Genomic DNA, 25,671 nt, shown 5'->3' with positions numbered 1-25,671 from the left:
CGATTTTAGTTATGAGGAATTGTGAACGTTTAGGCACTTATCATCATAGGATACATTAATCAACCATAGAAAAGGGTGAGAGCGTATGCCAAGTGTTATTAACATTTATAATTTAAAGATCAACAGTATCTCAAGCAACGGTTCTGTCAACATTGGCGAAGCACTCCATAACAGTCACACGGCTCATTCAAAATCCACTGGTACGAACTCTTCTTATGGCGATGTCTCACCTGCTTCCTCGAAAATGCGAAACATTTATATCGATCCTGATACAAATGACCAAACAGATATTGCAAACGTTGATCATGTCAATGGTTATCAGCAGTGATATAGGGCAATGCTTGTCAACAGCATGACGACAAACGGTGAATACATTCTCTCTGAACGCAATAGACCGTTGGAGTAGAATGAATAAAAACAGTAAGGAGTCTCTTTATGCCTCTTCAAATTAACGTTTTTAATATCGTAACAAACGGTGTCACGCAAAACGCAAATATTGATTTTGGTTCCACGATTCAAAACAGTCACACGGCGAACTCCAAGTTTAACGGAGCGAATTTCTCTTTAGGTAACTTCTCTCCTACTTGCTCTCAAATGAATACGGGCGTGTTAGATCCTGATGTAAGTGATCAAGATCAAATTGCAAACCCTTCAGCTCCAATTGGAAATCAAATTTAGCTTTAACAATTTTGTCGTTTTACTTGGCACATTACAAGGAGGTGTGTAAATATGTTTCCATTTGGAAAGTCTCCTTTTAAAGGAATGATGGAAAATATCCCAAAAGGAATGGCATCTAAAGACATGAATAAGTATATTCAGCAAATGATTTCTTCTACCATGTCCCATTCTTTTCCGGATTTTATGCAAGGAAATGAATTCTTTAAGCAAGCCCAAGACATGATGAAAGAACAGCAGGATATGGGAACTGAAGGTCATGGACAAAAGCCAAGAAGATTTGATTCAAACGTCATCAATACATTAGATGAATGCATTGTGCAGCTAAAAATCCCTAACCGCGATATTGTATCAAGCATTAAAGTCTATCATACGCCATATGTGTGTACGATTGAAGGAATAGATGGAGAAGAATCCTTCAAAGAAGAAATTCAGCTTCCTTGTTCGGTTCGTAAAAAAGGCACACGCGCCATCTATCGTTCCGGAGTGTTGGAAATCCGGATGCCTAAACATGTTAATATTCCTATGTCTCAAATAGACGTCCACGATTTAGATTAAAGTGGACGTTTTTTTCTGTTTTCATGCATACATATAAAATAGAAAGCTGCAAAAGGCCTTGTTTTATTTTTTTAAAGAAGGTGACAAATATGAATCACGGAAAATTTAAAAAGTGGGCAGAAACGTTACAAGAAGAAAACCATACGAAATTTTGGGAAAAGATTTTTGATGATGATCATGAAGAAAAGAATGATACGGAAGCAGATGCTTCTCCTCAAATTGTAAATGAGTACCGAGATTATCCTTTAATTGATGTATATGAATGGGCAAATCAACTGTTAGTTGTAATTGAAATACCCGGTGCTAAACGAACAGACGTCGAATTAACCATGCATGAAAATACTTTACACATATCCGGTTCATCTCTTTTAACCGTGAAGGATGCAAATGTTCTTCACAAAGAAAGACGTGAAGGAACGTTTCAACGATCAATTATCCTTCCGCCTGGTGTAGGGGAAGCGCCGTGTCACGCATCATTTAAAGATGGTCTTTTGCATGTGAAATTTGATTTGTAATTTATTGTGCAGAACTATACGTAGCATGAAAGGCAGGGAATTTCATGTTTTCTAAGTGGTTTAAACAATCGCCTAAAATTGAAACAGTCCGTAAAATAAACCCGTCTTCCCTTCCAACTCAAAAAAAAGCAGGTCCCATAGACCAACGTTCTAATCAAAAGCGGAAAGAATTACCGGAAAAGATGAAAGCTAAAAAACAGTCTAATCTAAAAAAAACCCCTCAACAGCCAAAGAAGTTGCCTAGCCAAATGGAGCCTAAGACCTCTGCTGAAGCTGAATCCACAAAGCCTGCTCTTTCGATAGATTCAGCGCTGAACCTGCAGGGAATTATTGATCAAGTGACGCGTTTAACCGACGCGATCCCTAAAATAGAAGAGCTTCATCAGCAATTAAATGAATCAGCTCACCTTATTCAATCACTGTCTCAACTGCACGAGCAAACAGCTCATTTACTCTCGGCTATGCAGTCAGCTCCTAATTTCGAAGCTATTCAAAAACAGCTCTCTGCGTTAAAGGAAGAATCGTCTAATACAGCCTTATATGAGATGGTGAAAACTCTTGACAAAAAGATTGATGAAGTAACTCAGCCAAAGCAGTCCATTGTTGTTGAAAAAATCATGGTCGAAAAAGTATTGTTAGACAAAATTGATCTTAGTAATAATTTCGGCCAGCTAGGCATTAAAGATTTGACCGGTCACTTAAACATCGGCACTACTTACAGCGCTGACTCTGATCAAGTAGATGAAGAAGTCAAAGACTTGTTTTCTGTTAAGCTAAAAGAAAAAAAGATTGATGAACATACAACTGAAACAACGATGAGTTCAGGAGGTGAAACAGAAAAATCTGATGATCACTCCGAAGAATAAAAAATGACCGCTACTGCTTATTTAAAGCAATTATCGGTCATTTTTGTTTCCATAAATAGTTGTAGCTCTTTTTGGAGGCGTTCCATCAAGAACTCTGAAATTTCTTCTTGATTTTCTTCTTTATGATGAGATGATGCTACAACAATACGTCCTGTTTTTCCTAAGAAAGCCCGGTACTCAATTACCTTCATCGCAGCATGAAGTAAGTTCCCGTCCGAAAACGGCGCATTTGTTAGTAGAACAATATTTACTTCGTTTTCTTTTTGTCTATGTGTCAGCACAGCCAGCCACGAGTAACCTTTATCGTCTTTTAAGCGAACTTCATAACTAGATAAAGACGCAGATTTCCACGCCGCGTTAGCACTGCTTTGCTGTTGAACAATTTCTTGACACCAGTCTAGACCTGTTTCATTGGAACCCAGCGAAAGAGTTCTCAAAGGACGAACAAAGGATAAACATAGCTTGCCCGGTTCCTTTTGCAACTTATACAACTCATGGAAGTCCGTCTCTGGATATTGATACGGCGGCACAAAAGCAATTTGTCGCTTATTCACAGCAGGATGGTGAAATACATGCAAATCAACGCCATATACTCTTTTTAACGTAGCTGCATCCTGAAAAATGGCATCCATCCCCGTTTCTTCTACTCTTCCATCTTTCAGTAACACGGCATTATCTGCAAACAGCGAGGCAATGTTGAGATCATGCAAAATGGCCAGAACCGTCAAGCTCATTTCCTGCTGTAAAGTTTTTAACAGCTGAAGCAGTTCCATTGTATGTTTTACATCTAAGTGATTCGTTGGTTCATCAAGAAGTAAGTAGTCAGGTTCTTGCGCTAGTGCTTTAGCCAGTAAAACCCGCTGTTTTTCTCCACCGCTTAGCGATTGAAAAGTATGATTTCTATAGTGCCAGACGTTTGTTAATTTCATCACGCTTTCCACCACTTCTTCATCCTGTGCTGATACAGTGCTAAACAATCCTTTTGCCTGATAAGGGTAACGTCCAAGTGAAACAATTTCTTGAACCGTAAATTCTAGCCCAATTTGATTTTCTTGCGTCATGACTGCAACTTTTTGCGCCAGTTGTTTTGGTGAATAAGCCTTCACTGACTTTCCTTCCACCTTCACTTCTCCTGATTGAATGGTCAATACATTCATAATTAAGCGAATAAGCGTTGTTTTCCCGCTTCCATTTGGTCCTAGTAAAGCGACAAAAGAACCTTTGTCTACGGTGAACGTGATGTCACGAACGGTCGGCTGCTGCTTATCGTATCCTCCTGTCACATTATATAGTTCAATCATGATATTCCTCTTTTCCGCATACGTTCTTTTACAAGGAGCAGGGTAAAAATCGGCGAACCAATTAAGGCGGTTACAACTCCAATCGGCAGTTCACGAGGTTCTAATATCGTTCGTGCCAATAAATCTGCTAAAACCAAATAACTTCCTCCAATTAAAATAGAAAGCGGCAGTACATGCTTATGATTAGCTCCCGCTACGAGACGAACTACGTGGGGGATAACTAAGCCAACAAATCCAATTGCCCCAGATACTGATACCGCAGCCCCTGTTAATACGGATGCACCTATTAAAATCATTCTTTTTTTCTTCTTTACGTCTATTCCCATAAACTGAGCGGATTGATCGCCAAATGCTAAGCCGTTCAGCTCTTTTACATGTAACAACAGCATAATTGTACCAAACAAAAAGAACGGCCCTAAAATTTGAATATGAGACCATCCTCTCATTGATACGCTTCCCATTAGCCAATATAAAACCTGCCTTACATCTTCTTCGGGAGAAAGAGCCACAATTAATGAAATAAGCGCGCTCATAAAGGATGATAAAATAATCCCCGCTAAGATGATGGTTTCATTGGCCAAATTGCCGCTTGCGAGTTTCGTAATACCAAAAACTAAAAGAAGAGTAATAAAACCAGATACAATGCCGACTACAGGCAGCGTGAAGATAGACAAACCAAAAATACTCCAATGAAAATAAATTGCCATGACAGAGCCAAGGGTTGCACCTGAGGAAACCCCAATCGTATAAGGATCGGCAAGCGAGTTTCTTAATAGCCCTTGAAAGGCAGCCCCTGCTATTGAAAGTGAAGCTCCTACTAAAAATGCCACCAGTACTCTTGGAAAACGAATTTGCCAAATGATTAAATCCATGTTTTCCGGACCGTGATATAAGGATAGCCCGGTAAGGTGGCCAATAATAATTTTGATTGTATCTCCTACGGTTAACGAAACTGTACCAATAAATACGCCCATAATTATCGAAGTACATACAATAAATAAACTGACTATGTATAAAATAGATGCTTTGTTTAAAAAAATACGTTTAAAAATCAATACGTTCAGCTCCTCTAGGAAACGAGGCGTGATGTTTTATATTACATTAACCATTCATTTTCCTGTCCATAAACCATGCTTCCACCATGCATTAAGTTGGAAACAATCATCTTTTATTTGTTACGAGTGCTAGACTGTTGAACTGGGCAACGTAGAATAGCGTACTAAAGTTCTCGGTAAAAAAACAAGCGAAAGCCTCTACAAGCTATACTTTTTGTGTTTGCTCCGGACTTTTATAGTTGTCTATTAACTGATACAGCTTTTCCATATCTACGGCTTCTCTCACATATGCTGCTGCTTTTGAAAAAGACTCCTCTTTTTGCAGGCGACTGTTGAATGTGTCCGTAATAGGCGGCAATTTTTTATGTTTACGAATTTGATTAAGCAAAGCTCTGCGCAAAGAATCGTTATGAAACACATCATGAACATACGTGCCAATAACGTTGTCTTTAACCGTTCCTTCTTTTTCATGCTCTACCACTGCAAAAGCTTTCGTGGTGCTCTTAGAAACCGTCTTTCCCATATGAATTTCGTAGCCTTCAATCGAAACTCTTTCATTTTCTAACTGGACATACCCAGAAACTCTTTCTGTTTTTTTGCTGGTTGTCATAACGGTTTCCACCGGAAGCAAGCCAAGCCCTTTAATGGATTCAATCCGAGATTCTACTGCATCAGGGTCTGTAATTGTCTCCCCTAGCATTTGATATCCTCCGCAGATGCCAATGACGTGAACGTTCGTTGTGTTCAAGACTTGATTAATGGCTAGATCCAGGCCGCTTTCTTGTAAAAACTGAGCATCTTCAATCGTATTTTTGCTTCCTGGCAAAACAATTAAATCAGGCGTACCTAATTGCGACGGCTTGGTTACAAGCCTCACGTGACAGTCTTCTTCTAAGCTTAAAGGATCGATGTCTGTAAAATTTGAGATGCGCGGGTACGAGATGACCGCAATATCAATTTCTTTTAAGGGATTCACAAGCGTTGAGTAATTTCTAAGTGATAACGAATCTTCCGCATCAATTTCCACGTTGTTCATATAAGGAATAACTCCTAGAACCGGAACACCCGTGTATTCTTCAAACCACTTCAACCCTGGTTTTAAAAGTTCTAAATCTCCTCGGAATTTATTAATTAACACTCCGATAACTCTAGACTTGTGTTCATCTGGAAGCAATTGAAGAGTACCCACTAGGCTCGCGAAAACGCCACCTTTATCAATATCTCCTACTAACACAACAGGCGCTTCTGCTATTTTTGCAACGCGCATATTTACGAGTTCCCGATCGTTCAAATTGACTTCGGCAGGACTTCCAGCGCCTTCAATCACAATTCGATCATAATGATTGGCAAGCTCTTTATAAGCTTCCGTGATAACGTTCAAACCTTCATTAAAAAATTCTTGCCGATACTGAAAAGCAAACATATTACGTAGCGGTTTTCCGTGAACAACTATTTGAGATTCATGATCACGAGTAGGTTTAATTAAAATAGGGTTCATATTGGTTGTTGCTTCTACTCCAGCCGCTTCTGCTTGAATTCCTTGCGCTCTGCCAATTTCTTTTCCATCCATTGTAATGTATGAATTAAGCGCCATATTTTGCGATTTAAACGGTGCAGTTTGATAGCCGTCTTCTTTAAAAATACGGCAAAATGCTGTAGCAATCATGCTTTTTCCAGCGTCTGAGTGCGTTCCTTGAATCATAAGCGGTTTTCCTTTTTTCACTTTTTCCACTCCCTACCACATAAAAAAACCTTAACTGTAGAAGTCAAGGTTTGGTCATGCGCTCATTAACACATTGTCTTGACTTATTTCTCCCACCGAAAAATAAGGGGTTTTTAAAAGCAGGTCTCCTGGCTTATGCTTCATTTTACTTCTGCACCCTTCCTAGCTTGACTAGTGGGTCTTTGCAGGTTCATCCACATTTACAGTAGCGGGGGCTGCACCGGATTTACACCGATTTCCCTATTATCCTCCTTAGAGGCACTTTTAAAATCATTTATTCTTTATTGTAACGAATTTTATACCCATTCACAATAACGATTTTCTTCTATTATTATATATTACTGTGTTTATACTTATTTGGGTCTCGTATGCTATAATAACAATTATTTTCCAAACATCTTATGGAATAGCTAGGAAGGTGCTCACAGTTGAAGAAAAAAATCATTTATGTCTTTATCAGCGTGTTTGTTCTTTATATAGCAATCATATCTTTTTGTATGTATCAAACTGCTCACAAGCCTGTTCCACAAAACGCAGATTATGTGCTCGTTTTAGGTTCTAAAGTAGATGGTGACCAAATGTCTCCTAGTTTAAAAGAACGAGTAAAGACGGCCTTATCTTATTTACAAGCCAATCAACAAACAAAAGTTATCGTAACGGGTGGAAAAGGATCCGATGAAGAAATTTCTGAAGCAGAGGCAGCCTATCGTTTTCTGCGGAAAGAAGGAATTAAGAAGAATCGAATTATAAAAGAAAATCAGTCAACTTCTACTTTTGAGAATTTTACTTTTACTAAACAGAAAGTTGATATTCAACACAAAAAAGTCGTGCTTGTTAGCAGTGATTTTCATTTATTTCGCGCCTCTATTATTGCCAAACGTCAAGGCTTTGACGTTTATCCTTTAGGTGCAAAAACACCAAATTCAATTAAACTTCAAGCCTACTTTCGTGAGTATGCTGCTATTTTAAAAACATGGCTGTTTGATAAATAAATAAATAGAGTAAGTAGCTCTACAAATAAAAAACACGGCATGAATTCATGCCGTGTTTTTTATTAATCATCTGTATCGATAACTGCTTTTGGTAAACCTGTGTATTTCGCCCAGTAGAAAATACCAAGTGAAACAAGGGCAATTAAAATTAAGTCAAGCGGGTTGCTTAGCACACCTTGTCCTCCACCAAATGAACCTAGATAAGAGATAACAAGCATAATAATATAATAAGCAACTAGCCACCAAGCAGATTTAAGCTGCTGTGCAAATTTTACAACGTCAGTTGGTACGTATTTCTTAAACGCTACGTAGATAACAACCATTAGAAGCTGTGATCCTAGCAGCCAAGAAATTGTCGTCCACCCTGACCAATATACGATGTATGAACAGAAAATAAATGAAACAGGAGCAATAACGCTCATGCCTTTTAATTTAAAAGGTTTTTTAAGGTCTTTTGCATTTACTCTGAATGCAGCAGCTGAAATTGGCGCAATCGCATAAGACAGAATAAGTGCCACTGAACATACGTTTACTAGCGCTTCCCAAGAAGGAAATGGCAGTGTCCAGAATACGGACATTCCAAATGATAGCCATAGTGACGCACGTGGAATTCCTGTTTTCTTATCTACTTTTGAGAAACGTTTAAATAATGTTCCATTACGAGACCACGCATAAACTAAACGAGAAGTTGTATTCATGAAGATGTTCCCGTTACCGCCTGGTGATAAAATAGCATCAAAAATAACAAGCGTTACTAACCAGCCAAGGCCTAAAATAAGTGCAATATCTTTAAATGGTAAAGAGAATTGCTCTTGAATTGTTCCCCATCCTCCTGATAGCATATCAGCCGGGATGTTACCAATGAACAATACTTGCAGTGCTGTGTAAATAATCGCTGAAAGTACAATACAGATAATGAGCGCGATTGGAATATTACGCTGCGGGTTTTTAACTTCACTGGCTACAGAAACAATAGGGTGAAGTCCTAGGTAAGCAAACATAACGCCACCTGTTGAAATGGCTGCTTGGATACCATTAAAACCAAACGGAGCAAAATCGCCAGTTGTAAAGTTAGCTGATTTAAAGTGATAAGCCAACACGACGATAATTGTAAGAGGAACCGCATATTTGAACACAGATATAATGACATTTGACTTAGCAAATGCTTTTACACTTACGTAGTTAATGATAAAAAATAGCGTTAATAACGCGAACTGAAATAACCAGCCGATTGTAGTAGGCGATTCAGAACCATGTTTAGTTAGACCAGGAAGCCAAAACGCAACATACTGACGTACAGCCGTTACCTCGATGGCAATCAAACTTGTGTAAGCAATAATGGTAATGAATGAAATTAAGTAACCCACTAAATGACCATGTGAGTAAACCGGATAACGGATAATTCCACCGGTACGCGGCAGCGCTGCTCCAAGTTCAGCATACACTAAACCGATAAGTAAAATAATGACTCCGCCAATCAGCCACGAAAAACTTCCGGCCGGACCAGCCTTTGACGCTACGTTACTAACCGCAAATAACCAGGCGGAACCAAAAATAGCTCCCATCCCAATTAACGTTAGGTCAAGTAACGATATTGATTTTTTAAATTTTCCTTGATTTCCTTGATCAGACATAAAATCCTCCTTTAAAATTCCCACTCCACATATCTACGCCCTTGCGTCCGATATGGGATTCTTTACATCATCCTCCTCTTACTAAGACCTCACAAGTGGATATGTTAACAAATATTCTCTAAAAAACCAAGTTAAAAACTTTATTTTTTTGTAAAACATCGTTGAATTGCTTATGTATAGCGCATAAATTCCACAGAAGATTTGAGGACTACTCCTCCTATTTAACCGCATTTTTCTTAGGTTAAACATAAAAGAATATTCAAACTATTTGTTGAAAAAAAAGAGGCTGAGACATAACGAAATCAACCGCTAGAAGCAGCTACATACGCAACAACTACGCTTGCCGTACCAATGAAAAAATCCGAACGATTCATCGTTCGGATTTTGCTTCAACTAAAATAATTTTGTCCGTACCTCTTATTTTGCTTATTTAAATACTTTTACACGTTCAGTTAGCGGTTGAAATTCTTTTTCTCCCGCAGGTGACACAGGATTACCAAATGGCATTTGGGCAATTAATTTCCATGAGCTTGGAATATTCCAAGCTGCTTTTACTTCATCGTCAATCAATGGATTGTAATGCTGTAATGTTGCTCCTAGGCCTTCGAGCTCAAGCGCTGTCCAAATCACATGCTGCAGCATGCCTGATGATTGGTTAGACCAAACCGGGAAATTTTCGCTGTAAGATGCGAACTGCTTTTGGAGCCCTTCCACTACTTCTTGATCTTCAAAGAAAAGAACTGTTCCATAGCCGCTTCCGAATAAGTTCATTTTTTGATCCGTATCTGAAAAATTTTCAGCTGGAACAATTTTACGAAGCGTTTCTCTCGTAATATCCCATACTTTATCATGCTGTTCGCCAAATAAAACGACTACGCGTGCGCTTTGGGAATTAAATGCTGAAGGAGTATGTTTCACCGCAAAGTTGATAATTTCTTCAATTTTTTCTTCTGATATTTTTACATTTTTATCAATTGCATAAATAGAACGTCGGTTTTTAATTGCTTCATAAAAATCTTTTCCAACCTGTTGTTGATCACTTGATTTATCAAATAATTTATCTAAAAAACCCATTTTCCACACTCCTAATTGTTTGTTTTTTTAAGCTTAAATTGCATGTTTATACCCTTCCCCCTGACAAAAGGAGATAAACAAGATATAATGAATTCTTATATCTCTAATTCGAGATATTAAACTAAAAAAATATTAATTGAAATTTAATTACTTTATGTAACTTACTTTACAATGATTATTTTGTTCTGTCAAGAAAAAATTATTATCTTTTTCTTTTCATGATTATATGAAAAAAGACTGCTAAATACGGCAGTCTTTTTTCGTAGATGCTTAATGCTTAATGTTCATAAATCATCTTTCGCGTCATTCCCCCGTCTACTACGAGGTTAGCTCCTGTTACAAAATCATTTTCAACGTTTGTTACATACATACACGCTCTTGAGATATCGGCTGGCGTTCCCACCCGATTAGACGGATGCTGCGTATGATCGATTTCACGAAGGCCATCGTAGTCAGATGTCTCAATCCATCCTGGAGAAATAGCATTTACTGTGATGTTGTCATCACCAAGTGAAATGGCAAGTGCATGAGTTAAAGCAACGATTCCTCCTTTTGTAGCCGCATAGGCTTCTGTGTGAGGTTCAGACATTGTAGCTCTCGTAGAAGCTAAGTTTACAATGGAGCCTCCGCTTTCGTTTTTTCTCATCACCTTAGCTGCTTCGCGAGAGCATAGAAACACGCTGCGCAGGTTCGTACTGATAATGTCATCCCATTCATCAATGGTTAGCTCATACGGTGATTTCCAGCGGGAAACGCCTGCATTATTAATCAAAATATGTATCGTTTCATACGTACTGACCGTTTTTTCAACGAGATTTAAAATGTCGCCTTCTTTTCGGACGTCTGTTTTCACAAAAATGGCTTCTCCGCCTTGTCTTTGAATAGCTTCTGCGTGACGCTCTCCTTCAGTTTCGTCCACATCTGCCAATACCACTTTTGCTCCTTGTTTCGCGTATGCGCGGGATACATCTTTACCTATTCCGTTCGCAGCTCCGGTGACAACAACAACTAAATCTTTAAACGACATATCATCTCCTCCTTATACGCTTTATTCACTTTTTTCTTCGTCTTTAAACAAGTGATCCGTGACGAAAAGAGCAAACGTTTCAGCCGTTAACTTGCATCCAGAAGCTTTTGGGTGACCTCCTCCTCCAAGATGCCCAACAATTTCTGCTAAGTTGATTTCGTCTTTTACTGCACGGAACCCAATCTTTTGGCGTCCCATGTCCACCATAACGGAAAAGTCGATATCTTCGTTTTCTAGACACAGTGCATTTCCTAGCTCAGACTGATATGTATCTGCGAATACAATCCCTGCGTTGTACGCTGTGTTATCAATTTCAACCCTTTCTTTTATGATTTGTTTTTGTTTATCATAAATGTATTTTTCAATCTTTTTTTCTTCTGCTTCTAGTAAAATTTCGTGTTTGTCCGTAAACGTAAATTCTTGATTTTCAGTATGGTATGATTCACGAAGCGTTTCTAGAATGGTTTCTTTAAATTCTTCATGCGGGATTAGATAATATAGGTGATTAAGACGCTTTGCTTTCAAGTTATTTTCATGGAACCAGTCCCACGTATCAAATAAGCGCACAAGTTCTACGTACTCATCAAGCAACGCCGTTTTTTGGAGCATGTTGTTGCGCACTAAGTAGTCGTAGAAAAGAGATGTAGCTGCCGTCTTTTTACCGTTTTCGTCTTCTGCAATAACATGAACCCAATCGTATTTCTTAGCTAGTGGAAGAGCAGAGATATGATGGTCAATAAGAGTGATTTTCTGGCCTTTTTTTACCAGCTCATTTAATTTTTCCGCTACTTCCTCATTTACGCTAATATCCGTTATGTATAAAGCTGTGTCTCCATCGTTTTCTTCTTCAATAAAATGTGTCACTGTGTCATTGATGCGGCCAATGCTTACCGTGCTGTAATCAAAGTTATCATCGCCAAACGCTAACCGACCCAATAGTGCTGGACTTACCCCGTCTAAATCGTTATGTGAAATTAATTTTATTTTTGTCATTAATCAAAACTCCTTTATTTTCAGTCGCCTTAGTATATGTACCGGCTTGTATATTATAGCAATTTCAGCATAAAAATGCTGTTATTTACTTTGAAGTGAAGTCAACGTTCAGACTTCGACTTACCTGTATCAAAAGAGAGTGAGACATAACTACATCGATTCAATCAACAGCTAGAAGCAACTACACACATGAAACCTACGCTCATCAATACCAATGAAAAAATCCGAACGAATGTGATTCTTTATGAAGAATCTCGATTCATCGTTCGGATTTTCTTTTAAATAACCTACTTTTGTTCTAGCCTCTTTCCTCTTATTCTAAATTGCTGTGCTGCTTAAATGCCTGTTCATGATCCGTGTGATTCAAATTCCCGTATTCTAAACAAATGGTATCAAATACAACGTGAGCACATTGATCAAATAACGAGCCAAGTGGCTGAATGGAAGCTGCTTCATTTTCGCTTCGGTATTTGGTTGCAGCGGGAATGTGCAGCAGCTCATCGGTATGAGCAGTTAACGGTGATTCTGTACTAGCTGAAATGCCGATAACTGAACATCCTACTTCTTTAGCTTTTTTCGCTACACTCACCACTTGCTGTGTTTTTCCTGAACCAGATACGGCCACCAACACGTCACCTGCTGCAATCGAAGGAGTAATGGTTTCCCCTACAACATATACTGTCGCACCTAAATGCATCAGTCTCATTGCAAATGATTTGCCCATTAGCCCAGAGCGGCCTTCGCCTATAACAAAAATTCGTTTCGCTTGGTAAAGTGAAAACGCTACTTCTTCTATTTGCGGCTCTTTTATGTGATTTATTACGGTCGTAATTTCATGTAAGATCGTTTGTGTTTTTGTCATTATACGTTCCCCCTGCTCATAAATAAGTCTTGAAATTCAGCAGATGCCTTTGTCACATCCGCACTTTTTGTAATCGCTGATCCAATAATCGCGACGTCCGCTTTCATGTGAAGTAAGGACGCTGCTGAGGCTGGATTAATTCCTCCTGCCACTGCCATTTGCGCCTCTGAATGAAAATACTGCCGCAAATTTATTTGACTCAGCGATTTTCCTTCTTTTTCTTGCTCGTCTTTGCTGATATGATGGCAAAAAATAGCGTTTCTATAAATACCTACTTGCTTTTGCGAGCTGCTTGATGTGTTTAGTAAATCAACCATCATTTTTTTATTCCATTTTTCGCTTACATTTGCACACGTCTCTATCGTGGGTAAAGGTGATACGCCCATTACTGTTGCTATATCTGCACCTGCTTGGTAGCACATTGTAAACTCATACTCTGCGTTATCAATCGTTTTGATATCTGCTACAATCGTTTTGTGCGGAAATGCCTGTTTGATTTTATAAATGCTTTCAATTCCATACTCTTTTATAAGAGATGTACCTACTTCAATCCAATCAACAGAGGGTTCTGCCAGCTTGGCAAGGATAATAGCTTCTTCAATTGTGACACGATCTAATGCTAATTGTATCTTCATATTTTTTCTCCTCACTTTCTACTAAACCGGTTTAGTAGCTGCGTAAAAAAAACCAATATTTTGATGAGCTAAAAAGAGCACGCCATAGGCGCTCTTTTTAGTTTAATGCGACAAAGTTGTTTCTCGAATAATTAATTCACACTCATACTGGTACTCTTCATAAGCTATCTTTTCCTTTAAAATTTGTTTAATAAGTAAATCTGCTGCTTTTGTTCCCATATCAAAAGCTGGCTGCGAAATCGTCGTAACAGCAGGCGTTGCTACATCTGCGTAAGGAATATTATCATAAACAATTAAAGATAAATCATTTGGGATATTAAATCCGTGTTGTTTAATAAATTTCTGCACTTCAATGAATACTAAATCGTTTCCAGCAAGCAGCGCTGTCGGCGAATTATCTGCTGCAAATAGCTTCTCAAGCGCTTTTTGCATGTCCGCTTTTTTGCAGTTGATAATCATGGATTCATTTACAGGCATATTGGCTGATGTTAACGCTTCTTTGTACCCTTCTACACGTTCAATCCGGGGTGTAATAGTTAATGGTTCTGTAATAATCGCTATATGCTTATGTCCAAGCTCGAGGAGATGCAAAATAGCCTGTTTTGTGGCTTCTTGGTTGTTCGCCACTACGGATGGAATTTTTCCTTTTACATCATGAATTTTGCGATCCATAATAACAACCGGATATTCTTCTTTGATCATCTGCTCATAAAGAGAAGTATTGGCTCCCGTTGGAAATAAAATAAGGCCATCTACTTGCTTTGCTTTTAACATATTAATATATTTCTTTTCTTTATCAGGGTCATCATCTGCGTTACAGATGATGGCATGTATATCTTGTGAATGGCAATAGTCTTCAATTGCACGAATGACTTCAGTAGAAAATCTGTGCATAATATTCGCGACAATAATCCCAATCATTGACGTTCGCTTTTGTTTTAAGCTCCTTGCTAGATAATTGGGCTGATAGCCGAGTGTATCAATCGCTTCTTTAATTTTCTTTCGTGTTTCTTCGCCCATATATTCATACCGTTTGTTAATGTATTGTGATACGGTGCTTTTGGAGACATTTGCTGCTTTTGCAACGTCCAGCATTGTAACTTTTTGCATCATAATCCGTCCTTTTCATTCAATCCCTAAAATTATGCTACTCCTAGTGTAAACGAAAAAAACGAAAAAGGAAAAGCCTTCTTGCTAGCAGAAGGCTTTATTTATTAAGCGTACGCAAGCCTAGCTTCTTGAATTTCATTAGTAAAACGCTTCGCTTCCTTTGTTACTTGAAGTAAGTATTCAGGAGTTGGAAGCTGCTTTCCATCCACTAATGTGCTTCCTGCCCCAATAGCAGCTGCTCCAGCTTTAATATAAGCTCCTGCATTTTCAGCCGTAACGCCCCCTGTTGGCATTAATGGAATATGAGGAAGCGGTCCTGCTATATTTTTAAAATAAGCGGGGCCTACTACGCTTGCCGGGAAGACTTTAATCATATCTGCACCGCATTCATAGGCTGTTAGTATTTCAGTTGGTGTAAAAGCGCCCGGAACGCTAATGACACCGTATCTTTTAGCCGTTTTAATTGTTCGTTCATTAACCGTAGGAGAAAAAATAAATGACGCTCCCGCCATAATAGCAATTCGTGCTGTTTCTTCATCTAGAACAGTTCCTGCTCCAATAAACATCGAGTCGTCAAATTCATTTTTCAACTCTTTAATAACCTCTACGGCAGCAGGGTTTTCCATTGTAATTTCTAGGTTTGTTACTCCGCCTTCTTTTAATGCGTAGGCAAGTGGAATAATTCGCTCAGCACTTGCTCCTCGAATGACCGCTACAATACCGCTACTTGTAATTTTCTCAATATGCATCTCAATTCTCCTTTTTTATCGTTACATTAAGCCGTTGTTTCGACTGGCTTTACACTTTGAACTTCTCTTGGCTTTTTCGTTGCAACAATGGTTAAAACTGCCGCAAGGAATAATGATCCTGCCATAAAGATATAGGAAGCGCCAAATCCTCCTGTTGATCCATTTAAAAATCCTACAATATAAGAACCGGCAAATGAACCAAGTGCGCCCATGCTATTAATTAAAGCCATTGCTCCTCCGGCAACATTACGCGGTAAAATTTCAGGAATAATCGCAAAGAACGGTCCGTACGGAGCGTACATCGTTCCTCCGGCGATAACGAGTAAAGCAAAGGAAAGCCAGAAGTTGCTTGTGCCAACTAAATAAGATCCGTAAAAAGCAAGCGCTCCTACTAATAAGAACGGCCATACAAATGCGCTTCGTTTTAAAAACTTATCTGATAGATATGAAACCGTTAACATTAATACAACTGCTAATACGTAAGGAACGGACGCTAACCAACCTGTTTTCACTATACTCATGTTAGGCGCTGCTTTAATAATAGACGGCAGCCACATAACAAATCCGTAGACGCCAATACTCCATAAAGCATATTGAATGCTTAATAAAATGACAGTACGATTTTTGAAAGCTTCTTTATAGCCTTTAACAGGTTTGATTCCTTCTTGTTCTTTTTGCAGCGCATCGTGTAAATCTGCTTTTTCTTTTTTCGACAGCCAGCCTGCATCTTTTGGCTCGTCGTTTACTAGTTTCCACCATAAAAATGCCCAAATAACAGCTGGAAAACCTTCTAAAATAAACATCCATCTCCAGCCAAACGATTCTAGCAAATACCCAGAAACAATAGACATCCAAAGAACAGTTGCCGGATTTCCTAAAATTAAAAACGTGTTGGCTCTAGAACGTTCTGCTTTTGTAAACCAGTGGCTTAAAAACACTAGCATAGCAGGCATAACGGCACTTTCGACCACTCCTAAAGCAAACCGAATAACAAACAAAAATCCGACGTGGCTTACCATACCCGTAGCTGTAGCAAGTGCTCCCCATAAAATCAGAGACCAAAAAATCAGCTTTTTGGCGCTTTTATTTTCAGCATAGTGAGCGCCTGGAATTTGGAAAAAGAAATAACCTAAGAAAAAGAGCGACCCTAATAAAGACGAAATACCTGGCGTAATATGAAGATCTTCTGCCAGTCCTGCCGCTGCTCCAAACCCATAGTTTGCACGGTCTAAATATGCAAGGCTATACGTAATAAATACGATAGGAATTAACCGAAGCCATCTTTTTTTTGCTAGCTGCTGTTTCATTATCACTTCACTCCTTGTTTTTGGGATTCCATATATCTTTGCAACTGCTGTTCAGTTGGATATCCGTCGTTATCTCCAGGGCTTTGTACAGCTAATGACCCAATAGCATTTGCTCTCCTTACAGACTGAGTAAGAGAATCATTTTGAAGAAGTCCGCTTAACAGTCCTACTGCAAAACCGTCTCCTGCTCCGACTGTATCCACTATTTGTTTCACTTTTATTCCTTCAACCATTCCTTGCTCTTTAGCCGTCTTAAAAAAGGCTCCTTGTTCACCTAGTTTAATAACGACAAGCTCTACGCCTGCATCTAAATAGTAAGAAGCAATGTCTTCTGGGTTTTCGTAGCCGGTTAAGATTTTTCCTTCTTCAATACCCGGCAGAACGTAGTTTGCTTGTTTAGCAGCTTCATTGATTGTAACAACCATTTCTTCTTTCGATGCCCAAAGAGTAGGTCTAAGGTTTGGATCAAAGGAAACTGTTCTTCCAGCTGCTTTCATCGATGTAAGTGCATGTAGAGCAAAATCGCGCATACTTGCTGACACAGCAAGCGGTATGCCTGTCATATGCATATGTTTTGCCGCTAAAAAATAGTTTTGATTAAAATCGCTGGAGTGCAAGTGACTGGCTGCTGAATTTTTTCGGAAGTAACAAACTTCCGGGTCTCCCACTTCCACTTTTGATTTAATTTGAAAGCCTGTTGCATGCTCGCTATCTACTAATACACAATCGGTGTTGACATATTCTTCTTGTAGCCGTTTCATAATAAACGTACCGAAAGGATCGTTGCCGACTTTGCTCACCCAGCCTGCGCGCAGACCGAGACGAGCGATACCAATTGCTACATTTGTTTCTGCTCCGGCCAGTTCTTTCGTATAATGCTTAATCTCATGCAGCGGTCCCGGCTGCTCTGCCATGAACATCGCCATTGCTTCTCCGAAGGTAATAACGTCTAATGAATTCATTGAACTTCCTCCTGTTCTGCTGCTTGCACCAATGAAATGAAGCCGGGGATTTGTTCCGGTTCATCGATTGGAAACTCTAAAGCTTTAAAAATCGAATGAGAAAACCCTTTCAAAATATCTTTCCACATTTCATTTGAATCGTTCGATATAGCGGTTGTCACTAGCTTTCCGCTGCTTTTTATGACGTGTTTAATATGAATATAGCCCACAAATGACCTTAGCATTTTGATTGCTTCCTGGGGTTGTTCATCTACGTAGAGCCAGTTACCAATATCAAACGTCATGGAAACAGGAACTTCGTAAGCGTTATCAAAAAATGCGTGGAGAGATGCTATGTTGCCTCCGTGACTGGTTTGATCGTTTTCTACAAATAGACGTAAAGCTGGAAATGCCTCTAATAGCTGCTGTAAATCTGCCATAGGCGATTGGGGCTGATAAAAACCAAGAGAAACTTTTACCCACTGAGCGCCAAGTGATACGGCTTCTTCAAGAATAACTTTTAATTCTTGTGTGTTTAACTCTCCATTTTCTCTCCACAGTTCAATTGGAGCCGAATATACTGTAAAAAGTGGACATGTTTTTAATTCTTCAGCAATAAGCGCAATCTCTTGATCTACTTTTTTCATTAACTCTCTTCTAATTTCCACTCCATGTACTTGCTGCTCATGTATTTTTCCAATCATGGCGTGCTGAAAGCCTGTTGTTTCAAATGCATTTAACGGGATAATGATACTGTTCATAAATCGACCTACCTTTCTTATTATACTAACTAACCACTTACTAAACCGGTTTAGTAAATCGATTTATCTAAATTATAAGACTATTGAAAGCGCTTTTCAAGCTTTTTTTATAAATTATAAAAAAAAGAAACAACACAGCTTTATGCCGTGTTGTTTCTTAGTGATCATCTGTGCTTTTTACTAGATTGCGATCTTGCTGGTAAATATCATAAATCAAAAAGCTAAAGCCATAGTACAAGATTATAATGACAACTGACTTCGTCATGATAAATAAAGCGCCTAGCCCGATACCAACTAACAGCGTCTGGACACTTAAACGGTCAAGCTGGAAAGCTAGCTGTGATAGGAAATAACCAATACCAATTAAAACGGCCAATACCCATGTGTTTTCAATGGCTAATATATAGTGACTATATAAATAAAAGCTAGGAAAATAAACGGTGCTTTCTACGAAGCTGGAGATACCGCTGTATGCTAGCCACCACTTTTGCTCTCTTTCCGTTTTAGGAACGGTTGCCTCAATTGACGTGGGCATTTCCTGTTCCACAAAAACCGTTTCTCCATGATCTTTCATCCATTGAAGCATAATGGACAGAATGATAAAGCCAGCAAAGATTAAAAGCAGCAAATATTCAATCCACGCTGGATACGGAGCCGTGCGATGAATCGTATCGAGATATACTCCCTGTAATCCTAACATAGAAATTGGAACCTTATGGTATACCATCACCGCAATATAAAATAGTAAAATTAGCACATAAAAAAAGAACTGTTCTTTGTAGTAGCGAATTTTTTTGCCTTCTGAAGCAATTCGCTTAACAGTCACGCTTTCCAAGTACGGACGGATAATGCTTATGATAATAATAAGACACGTAAATACAATCATATAGTTATGTAATCACCTTTTCAACTTCGTTATGTAACATGTTTTTTCATTTTTTCCATCCGTAAGAACAGCAGGTTAACAGCCTCTGCACTTTCTTATAGTACCAAAAAACTAAACTTTTTGACAATCCTGATTTATCAATTAGGAAGATGAAATAAGCATAGCTACATTGATGCCGCTAATCGTGACCATAGGAGACCCTCCTCCAGGGTGAGTCGTTCCTCCTACAAAATATAAGTTTTTAACATCTTTTGAGACGTTGCTTGGCCGAAGAAAACTATCCATTTTCCGGTTTGAACTCACGCCGTACAAAGCACCTTTAAATGCACCGAACGTTTGTTCAATTTCATATGGAGTAACAATTCGCTCATGTACAAGCGAAGACTCGATATCTAAACCAAACTGAGAAAGCTTGCGATAGACAACTTCTCTGTAAGCGTTCATTTCTTCTTGATTCTCTTCTTTCACAGCAGGAGCATTCACTAAAATAAATAAATTATCACCAGGAGCTACCGTGTTATCGGTATATGAAGAATTACAAATATAGATGGTGGGATCGGTTGGAAGCGTTTTTTGCTGAAATAGCTCATAGAATTCCTGTTTATAATCTTGAGAAAAATACACTTGATGATGAATCAGCTGAGAAAAGCGCTTCTTAACAGCTGCCATGATCACATAAGCTGATATAGAAGGCTCAAATTCAGCTGCTTTTTTGTTTTTAAAATGAGGTCTATCCTGTTCTTTTACGAGTGCCGGATAGGCCTTTAGCAAGTCGCCGTTCACAATAACAATATCCGCGTCTATCTTTTCTTCTCCATTTACTTCTACTCCGACAGCCCGTTTATTTTTTACGATTATTTCAGTAACGCTGCAGTTTGTATACAGCTTCCCTCCAGCTTTTTGGAACACATGTCCCAGCCCTTTTGCAATTCTAGGGTTTCCTCCTTTTACATAGTACACCCCATCATTCATTTCTAAATGTCCAATCAATGAAAACGTAGCGGGTGATGTATAAGGTGAAGATCCGATATAGGTTGCATATCGATTAAATGCATTTCGAATGTTTTCGTTTCGAAAAAAACGCTGATGAAACGTATCTACTGTTTCAAACGGCCTTACTTGCAGCAATGCTTTTAATAAAGAAGGGTTTGTGTAATCTTTCCACGATGAAAATGTCCGGTAGAAAAATTGGCTTTTTGCAATGTCGTATATTCTTTTTACTTCTTTCAAATAGGCAGGGTATTGCTCCGCAGCAAAGGGATCGAGACGTTCAAGCTGCTGAATCATTTTTCTTTCATCTATAGACATGGAAAATTGGGAGCCGTCGGTGAAGAAGTTATTCGTATGATGCGTTAGTTTGACAAGAGGCATATAGTCTTCTGGACGTTCACCCGCTTGCTCAAATAACCACTGAAAAACTTCGGGCATTGTAATGGTATTAGGCCCAAAATCAAAAGAATATTCTCCTAGCTGCACAGGCATCATTTTTCCGCCTACATGCTCGTTTTTTTCCACAATTGTGACATCGAACCCCTTTGTTTGAAGAAGAACTCCTGCAGCTAATCCGCCTAATCCTGCCCCAACTATTAGTACTTTTTTCATTGATAATGCCTTCCTTTCCATTCATATCCCTGCTTTTTTCGTTCACGCTTCATGGAATGATTCATCAGCAGCATCAGCACAATTGCCGACGCGGGCATCGTACAAAATAAAAGCCCTTTTTGCTGAGCCGACCGGTCAATTAAAAACCGCTGAAAAAGCATAATGCAAAAAGGCAGAATCCAAAGCATGTTGCCTGTGAATATTCCTGCTATAAAAAAAGGAAGCGGCAGCACGTAGTAACAGGCAAAAAAAACGCTTAGTATCCAAACTGCTTTAGCGGAGCGGCCCAGACCTACAAAGATGTTTTTAGCAAAACCGTTCCATACTTCTTCTGTTGTTTCATACATATAACAGCTAACATTAGAGGTAATATTCGCTAAAATGACGCGGTGTTTCTTTTGCTTAAAAAGCTGGGCTAGGTGGACATCTTCTACTAGTGAAGATTTGACGGCTTCATGTCCTCCTACGGCCTCGTAAGCTTCTTTTTTTATAAACATAAAAGCACCGTGAGCCGCGGAAGCTTTGCTCATCTTGTTACGATTAGCTACGACAACCGGTAAATAACTAAAAACAACCACATGCTGAAGCGGAACAACCAATGCTTCTAACCACGTTTTTACGGGAAAACGAGGGAAACCTGTTAAAAGAGCGGCTTTTGTCGCTTGTGCTGTGGCTAAAGTATGTTCTAGTGTACGTTCTTTTAGTTCTACATCTGCGTCTACAAACAATAAATAGTCTCCATTTGCAGCTTGCGACAGCTGGTGACAGGCATGAACTTTTCCGACCCAGCCCTCTCTCAGCTCTTTTCCTTCTATGATGGTAAACCTCGGATCGCCGTGAATTTCTTTCAACAGCTGTGGTCGTGTTTGATCTGTGGACTGATCGTCTAGTATGACACATTCTAGATTGCTGTACGTTAATCCTTTAATAGAGGAAATGATTCGCTTTACATTTCGTTCTTCATTTCGCATTGGAATCAAAATAGAAATGAGAGGCTGAGGTGTTTTGGAATCCAGCTCGTATCTTTTTAATTTAGGCATTGCTTGAATATTTACAATGGTTAAAAGCAGCATAAAAATAAATAAAAGCATATAGTAAATCATTCTTTCACCTTCGCTTTCCACCACGTTAACCATTCACTAAGCGTCTTTTTTCCTTTTAATAAAACCGTAAATTCCTCATCGTTTTCTTGAATTATTTTCTGTTTTTGATGATCAAGCTGAGCAGTGACTGTACCGCCTAGCGTGTTGGTTATCTCTTCTCTTGCCTTAGCCGAGTCGTAAAAAACAGCTTGCCCTATCCAGATAAAAAGCTCCGGTCGCTGATCATGGCGAAACGTATAATAATACGTAATGGGAATAACTTCAACGTCAGAATGCTTCTTTAGAAGAAAAGCAGGTCCTTCAGAAAAAGTTAACGGTCTTTTTTCAAGATGCTCTTCTTTTCCTTGGGGAAAAATAAGCACCGCTTTTTTCTCTTCTAACAGCTTACTGGCAAACCTTAACGATTCCACCGTATGCTTCGGGGACGCTGCATTTACTGAAAAAGCTCCGATTCGTTGAAAAAAAGGAAAATCCTTCATTCCTTGTTCGGACATCATAGCGTATAGATCTGTTTTTAATACCGCGTTATTTAAATAAAATGTCACTAAACCGTCCCACCAGCTGGAATGATTAGCAATTAATAAAATTTTTTTATCTTTTGGGAGTCCTTCTATATGTAAATGAATACGATAAAATTGCTTTTTAAGCTGATATGTGACAAACAGTTGAAAAAATCGCTCAAATATTGAGTTTTTCTTCGGGTAAATCATAAGCGAGTCTCCTTTTTATACACAATATAAAGAATAAGAAAAGGAATCATCGTCAGACATACGACAAGCCATAGGCCATTTGCTAACGCTACAATCACAAACATCATGACAACTGCACTATACAAAAATACCATTCTTTTTTCCCACACCGGATTTTCCTCTTTAGGAGACTTAGCTAAAAAGAAATATACGACCAGCTGAATGAAGAAAGACAATAAAAACCAGCCGGAGAAATTTGATAAAGGAATATTATAATAAAAGCTGTCCCCTTCCCACACCCAATATTGTTTAACAACATAGGCAACAGGATCAATAGCCAAATCCATAATAACAGCAAAAAGCGAACTAATGACTGCATAGGCAATTCCATGGACAATAAACGGCAGCTCCATACGTTTCATAATTCCTAAAGCTAGTATTCTGCTTGTAATCACAACCATAAACCAAGCCGAACCAATGGTCAGAGGAACACCTAAAATTTTGGCGCCAAAATCTCTTTCATAATCGTAGGATCCAAATAAAAATCCATACTTAACACCTAGACTTTCGATATAAATAGATGCGCCTGTCACAAATATCGCAACGAGCAGTGCCCGCCTTACTCCATAAGCTTTAGTTAGATAAATAAGAGCAAGAAGACTGCTCAAGTGTAAAAAGACCGCGTTTGCCCATTCTAACCATGAAGGCAGCAAATCGAAGGAAAGCAAGACGACTCCGCATACGTACCAGATAAGAAAAAAACGATAAATACCATTTGTGATCATCCTTTATCCACCTTCTCTCCAGCTTCTTTTTGTCAAAGTGCTATTATATAAGCTTGTACCCATTCTCTCCATTTTCAATGTGCTCTTTTTTATGAATAGTCCGCGCTCTCTTAAAATTATGTAAAAACAGCCACTGTTAGTACGTTCCCTAAATAAGAGACTTTATTACTTATTTATAAACAAAAATAAAATAAACGTCCATTAAAATCTACGGATGTATAGATTGTAATGACGTTTATTTTTTCTTATGTATATACACTTCTAATAGCTTTTTGACAATGAGTCCGACAACAAGTCCAGGTATAACAGACAGCATAGGAAGCCAAATTGGTCCTATAAAAACACCGTTGATGGTTGTTACTGAAGAATACATAATGCCTACTGTAACAAAATAAGCACAGGAGACAAAAGGAATAAATGTAAATCTCGATGCGCCGTTTTCTGCTTCTTTAACAGCATCCCAAATTGCAAAAAAATACAAACATGGATAAAACATTAACCACTGCATGTTCATTACTTCTAGGGACTGCCTTGTTTCTCCTAAAAAGCTTAAGCGAATGCCTTCATTAAAATTTGCGCCCATATTAATGAGAAATTCAAGTACAATAAACAAAATTCCTTTTATATGTTTTTTGTTTAGTAATTGTCCAAAGCCCGGCAACGCAATGCTCCATAAAAGAGCTTCTAGTCTAGTCACGTTCTGTCCTAACATTTTGACGTATAAAAGAACTCCACAGCATGATATCAGTAGAAATTTTGTCCATAGTTATCAACCTCACAATAATTTACTCATAGTTTTTGTAAATGTAAAATTTTTATACTACATCTCCTTTAATATTTGTAACTTATTGTAAATTGATAAATGGTTTAGCTATTCGACCAGACATTTTTGTTTAGAATTTTCTGTTTATTAAAACAAAATCGTACGATATACTAGTTTTATACGTACGAAAGGATGAGAAAGCTGACATGGAAACAAGTTTTTTTTCAATTTTAATACTAGGGTTTCTTTTAGGAATCAAGCATGCTCTAGAACCAGATCATATTATCGCTGTATCAACCATTGCTTCAAAAAGTAAAAAACTGTGGCGCTCTTCGCTTGCAGGAGTATACTGGGGGATTGGCCATACGCTTACGCTGTTTATTTTTGGCATGATTTTAATGGTGTTAAAAAGCAGTATTTCTGAACGTATGAGCATGTCACTTGAATTTTTAGTGGGAATTATGCTCGTTTACCTCGGTTTCACATCGTTTCTGTCTTACAAAAAACAAGTACATACGCATCACGAAAAAACGTCTTACTTAAAGTCATTGGGCATTGGCTTTGTTCATGGACTGGCGGGAAGCGCAGCTATGGTTGTATTAACGATGAGCACCGTTACTCACGTATGGCAAGGTGCTCTGTACATTATCATTTTTGGAATCGGCACTTGTCTTGGCATGCTGTTATTTACAACGGTTATTGGGATTCCATTCGTTACAACTAAAAAACAAGTGACGTTAAACCGCTGCTTGATGCAGGTAACAGGCGCTGTCAGCATTATATTTGGCCTTTATTATATGTATAATTTAGGTGTAAGCGACGGATTGTTTAGCCTGTGGTTCTAAAAGCGAATGAGACATAATGAAAACAATTCAATCTAAAGATGAACAAGTATGATAAATGATCTGGACTGCCTGTTCTACAGCTGTTTATTTCTGGGCAAGACGTCGCTTTGCCCTTTAATCAACGGCTAGAAGGAGCTACATACAGGAAACCTACGTTCACCCTACCAATAAAAAAATCCGAACGAATTTGATTCTCCATTAAGAATCCAGCTCGTTCGGA

At 38.6% G+C, this 25,671-nt stretch carries 27 protein-coding genes and 1 riboswitch; of the genes, 7 read left to right on the top strand and 20 right to left on the bottom strand.

Annotated features, from left to right (window positions below; genetic code table 11):
* Positions 1 to 85: 85 nt before the first annotated feature.
* From ACFX4G_RS11150 to ACFX4G_RS11130, 5 genes are all read left to right on the top strand, one after another.
* Positions 86 to 328, top strand: a complete 243-nt coding sequence (locus ACFX4G_RS11150) for a spore germination protein (RefSeq protein WP_013057625.1) — start codon at positions 86 to 88, stop codon at positions 326 to 328.
* Positions 329 to 435: 107 nt separating this feature from the next.
* Positions 436 to 678: a spore germination protein gene (locus tag ACFX4G_RS11145; protein WP_013057626.1), complete on the top strand. Its 243-nt coding sequence runs from the start codon at positions 436 to 438 to the stop codon at positions 676 to 678.
* Positions 679 to 729: 51 nt separating this feature from the next.
* Entirely contained in the window at positions 730 to 1,233 is a 504-nt protein-coding gene (locus tag ACFX4G_RS11140; protein ID WP_013057627.1) for an Hsp20/alpha crystallin family protein, read from the top strand.
* 89 nt (positions 1,234 to 1,322) lie between these two features.
* Complete coding sequence (locus ACFX4G_RS11135; RefSeq protein WP_028409089.1) at positions 1,323 to 1,748, top strand: Hsp20/alpha crystallin family protein; 426 nt, start codon at positions 1,323 to 1,325, stop codon at positions 1,746 to 1,748.
* 44 nt (positions 1,749 to 1,792) lie between these two features.
* Positions 1,793 to 2,614, top strand: coding sequence for a hypothetical protein (locus ACFX4G_RS11130; protein ID WP_377574615.1), 822 nt, complete (start codon positions 1,793 to 1,795; stop codon positions 2,612 to 2,614).
* Positions 2,615 to 2,631: 17 nt separating this feature from the next.
* On the opposite strand, the gene ACFX4G_RS11125 is transcribed toward ACFX4G_RS11130, so the two are convergent.
* From ACFX4G_RS11125 to ACFX4G_RS11115, 3 genes are all read right to left on the bottom strand, one after another.
* The gene (locus ACFX4G_RS11125) at positions 2,632 to 3,915 is read right to left on the bottom strand and encodes an ABC transporter ATP-binding protein (protein ID WP_377574612.1); all 1,284 of its coding nucleotides are present in this window, start codon (positions 3,913 to 3,915) and stop codon (positions 2,632 to 2,634) included.
* Positions 3,912 to 4,970 carry a FecCD family ABC transporter permease gene (locus ACFX4G_RS11120; RefSeq protein ID WP_377574608.1) on the bottom strand — a complete coding sequence of 353 codons (1,059 nt, stop codon included), beginning with the start codon at positions 4,968 to 4,970 and terminating at the stop codon, positions 3,912 to 3,914. Before ACFX4G_RS11120 ends, ACFX4G_RS11125 begins: the two co-directional genes overlap by 4 nt.
* 205 nt (positions 4,971 to 5,175) lie before the next feature.
* Positions 5,176 to 6,702: a cobyric acid synthase gene (locus tag ACFX4G_RS11115; protein WP_043981541.1), complete on the bottom strand. Its 1,527-nt coding sequence runs from the start codon at positions 6,700 to 6,702 to the stop codon at positions 5,176 to 5,178.
* Positions 6,703 to 6,794: 92 nt separating this feature from the next.
* Positions 6,795 to 6,974: riboswitch (cobalamin riboswitch) on the bottom strand.
* Positions 6,975 to 7,121: 147 nt separating this feature from the next.
* Here ACFX4G_RS11115 and ACFX4G_RS11110 point away from each other — a divergent pair.
* Positions 7,122 to 7,685, top strand: a complete 564-nt coding sequence (locus ACFX4G_RS11110) for a YdcF family protein (protein ID WP_097825176.1) — start codon at positions 7,122 to 7,124, stop codon at positions 7,683 to 7,685.
* Between the two features lie 62 nt (positions 7,686 to 7,747).
* On the opposite strand, the gene ACFX4G_RS11105 is transcribed toward ACFX4G_RS11110, so the two are convergent.
* From ACFX4G_RS11105 to ACFX4G_RS11025, 17 genes are all read right to left on the bottom strand, one after another.
* Positions 7,748 to 9,319, bottom strand: a complete 1,572-nt coding sequence (locus ACFX4G_RS11105) for an APC family permease (RefSeq protein WP_013057634.1) — start codon at positions 9,317 to 9,319, stop codon at positions 7,748 to 7,750.
* 426 nt (positions 9,320 to 9,745) lie between these two features.
* On the bottom strand, positions 9,746 to 10,393 hold the full coding sequence (locus ACFX4G_RS11100; protein ID WP_050689790.1) for a nitroreductase family protein: 648 nt from the start codon (positions 10,391 to 10,393) through the stop codon (positions 9,746 to 9,748).
* A 277-nt stretch (positions 10,394 to 10,670) separates the two neighbouring features.
* Complete coding sequence (locus ACFX4G_RS11095; protein ID WP_377574604.1) at positions 10,671 to 11,420, bottom strand: SDR family oxidoreductase; 750 nt, start codon at positions 11,418 to 11,420, stop codon at positions 10,671 to 10,673.
* 21 nt (positions 11,421 to 11,441) lie between these two features.
* Positions 11,442 to 12,413, bottom strand: a complete 972-nt coding sequence (locus tag ACFX4G_RS11090; protein ID WP_097825178.1) for a DHH family phosphoesterase — start codon at positions 12,411 to 12,413, stop codon at positions 11,442 to 11,444.
* Between the two features lie 313 nt (positions 12,414 to 12,726).
* Positions 12,727 to 13,275: a 6-phospho-3-hexuloisomerase gene (gene hxlB, locus ACFX4G_RS11085; protein ID WP_377574599.1), complete on the bottom strand. Its 549-nt coding sequence runs from the start codon at positions 13,273 to 13,275 to the stop codon at positions 12,727 to 12,729.
* Positions 13,275 to 13,910: a 3-hexulose-6-phosphate synthase gene (gene hxlA, locus ACFX4G_RS11080; protein ID WP_377574596.1), complete on the bottom strand. Its 636-nt coding sequence runs from the start codon at positions 13,908 to 13,910 to the stop codon at positions 13,275 to 13,277. The genes hxlB and hxlA overlap by 1 nt, the downstream gene beginning before the upstream one ends.
* Positions 13,911 to 14,012: 102 nt before the next feature.
* Complete coding sequence (locus tag ACFX4G_RS11075; RefSeq protein ID WP_097825180.1) at positions 14,013 to 15,023, bottom strand: LacI family DNA-binding transcriptional regulator; 1,011 nt, start codon at positions 15,021 to 15,023, stop codon at positions 14,013 to 14,015.
* 101 nt (positions 15,024 to 15,124) lie between these two features.
* Positions 15,125 to 15,769, bottom strand: a complete 645-nt coding sequence (locus tag ACFX4G_RS11070) for a bifunctional 4-hydroxy-2-oxoglutarate aldolase/2-dehydro-3-deoxy-phosphogluconate aldolase (RefSeq protein WP_028409100.1) — start codon at positions 15,767 to 15,769, stop codon at positions 15,125 to 15,127.
* A gap of 26 nt (positions 15,770 to 15,795) precedes the next feature.
* Positions 15,796 to 17,076 (bottom strand): MFS transporter, encoded by a 1,281-nt coding sequence (locus ACFX4G_RS11065; protein WP_028409101.1) that lies wholly within the window; start codon positions 17,074 to 17,076, stop codon positions 15,796 to 15,798.
* Between the two features lie 2 nt (positions 17,077 to 17,078).
* A complete protein-coding gene (locus ACFX4G_RS11060; RefSeq protein ID WP_097825181.1) occupies positions 17,079 to 18,038 on the bottom strand; it encodes a sugar kinase in 960 nt (319 codons plus the stop codon).
* Positions 18,035 to 18,778 carry a sugar phosphate isomerase/epimerase family protein gene (locus ACFX4G_RS11055; protein ID WP_377574592.1) on the bottom strand — a complete coding sequence of 248 codons (744 nt, stop codon included), beginning with the start codon at positions 18,776 to 18,778 and terminating at the stop codon, positions 18,035 to 18,037. The genes ACFX4G_RS11060 and ACFX4G_RS11055 overlap by 4 nt, the downstream gene beginning before the upstream one ends.
* Before the next feature lie 157 nt (positions 18,779 to 18,935).
* Positions 18,936 to 19,664 (bottom strand): hypothetical protein, encoded by a 729-nt coding sequence (locus ACFX4G_RS11050; protein ID WP_377574589.1) that lies wholly within the window; start codon positions 19,662 to 19,664, stop codon positions 18,936 to 18,938.
* Positions 19,665 to 19,805: 141 nt separating this feature from the next.
* A complete protein-coding gene (locus ACFX4G_RS11045; RefSeq protein ID WP_043981531.1) occupies positions 19,806 to 21,266 on the bottom strand; it encodes a phytoene desaturase family protein in 1,461 nt (486 codons plus the stop codon).
* Positions 21,263 to 22,402: a glycosyltransferase family 2 protein gene (locus tag ACFX4G_RS11040; RefSeq protein ID WP_377574586.1), complete on the bottom strand. Its 1,140-nt coding sequence runs from the start codon at positions 22,400 to 22,402 to the stop codon at positions 21,263 to 21,265. The genes ACFX4G_RS11045 and ACFX4G_RS11040 overlap by 4 nt, the downstream gene beginning before the upstream one ends.
* Positions 22,366 to 23,079 carry a lysophospholipid acyltransferase family protein gene (locus tag ACFX4G_RS11035; protein WP_097825186.1) on the bottom strand — a complete coding sequence of 238 codons (714 nt, stop codon included), beginning with the start codon at positions 23,077 to 23,079 and terminating at the stop codon, positions 22,366 to 22,368. The genes ACFX4G_RS11040 and ACFX4G_RS11035 overlap by 37 nt, the downstream gene beginning before the upstream one ends.
* Positions 23,076 to 23,843, bottom strand: a complete 768-nt coding sequence (locus ACFX4G_RS11030) for a carotenoid biosynthesis protein (RefSeq protein ID WP_377574583.1) — start codon at positions 23,841 to 23,843, stop codon at positions 23,076 to 23,078. The genes ACFX4G_RS11035 and ACFX4G_RS11030 overlap by 4 nt, the downstream gene beginning before the upstream one ends.
* A gap of 235 nt (positions 23,844 to 24,078) precedes the next feature.
* A complete protein-coding gene (locus tag ACFX4G_RS11025; protein ID WP_013057650.1) occupies positions 24,079 to 24,540 on the bottom strand; it encodes a hypothetical protein in 462 nt (153 codons plus the stop codon).
* Between the two features lie 272 nt (positions 24,541 to 24,812).
* On the opposite strand from ACFX4G_RS11025, the gene ACFX4G_RS11020 reads away from it, so the two are divergent.
* A complete protein-coding gene (locus tag ACFX4G_RS11020) occupies positions 24,813 to 25,451 on the top strand; it encodes a HoxN/HupN/NixA family nickel/cobalt transporter (protein WP_016764672.1) in 639 nt (212 codons plus the stop codon).
* The last annotated feature ends 220 nt before the right edge of the window (positions 25,452 to 25,671 follow it).

Origin of the sequence: Priestia sp. YIM B13486, from assembly GCF_042787865.1 — a bacterium.
GTDB lineage: Bacteria > Bacillota > Bacilli > Bacillales > Bacillaceae_H > Priestia > Priestia megaterium.
This window is presented reverse-complemented; position numbering and strand designations above follow the sequence as displayed.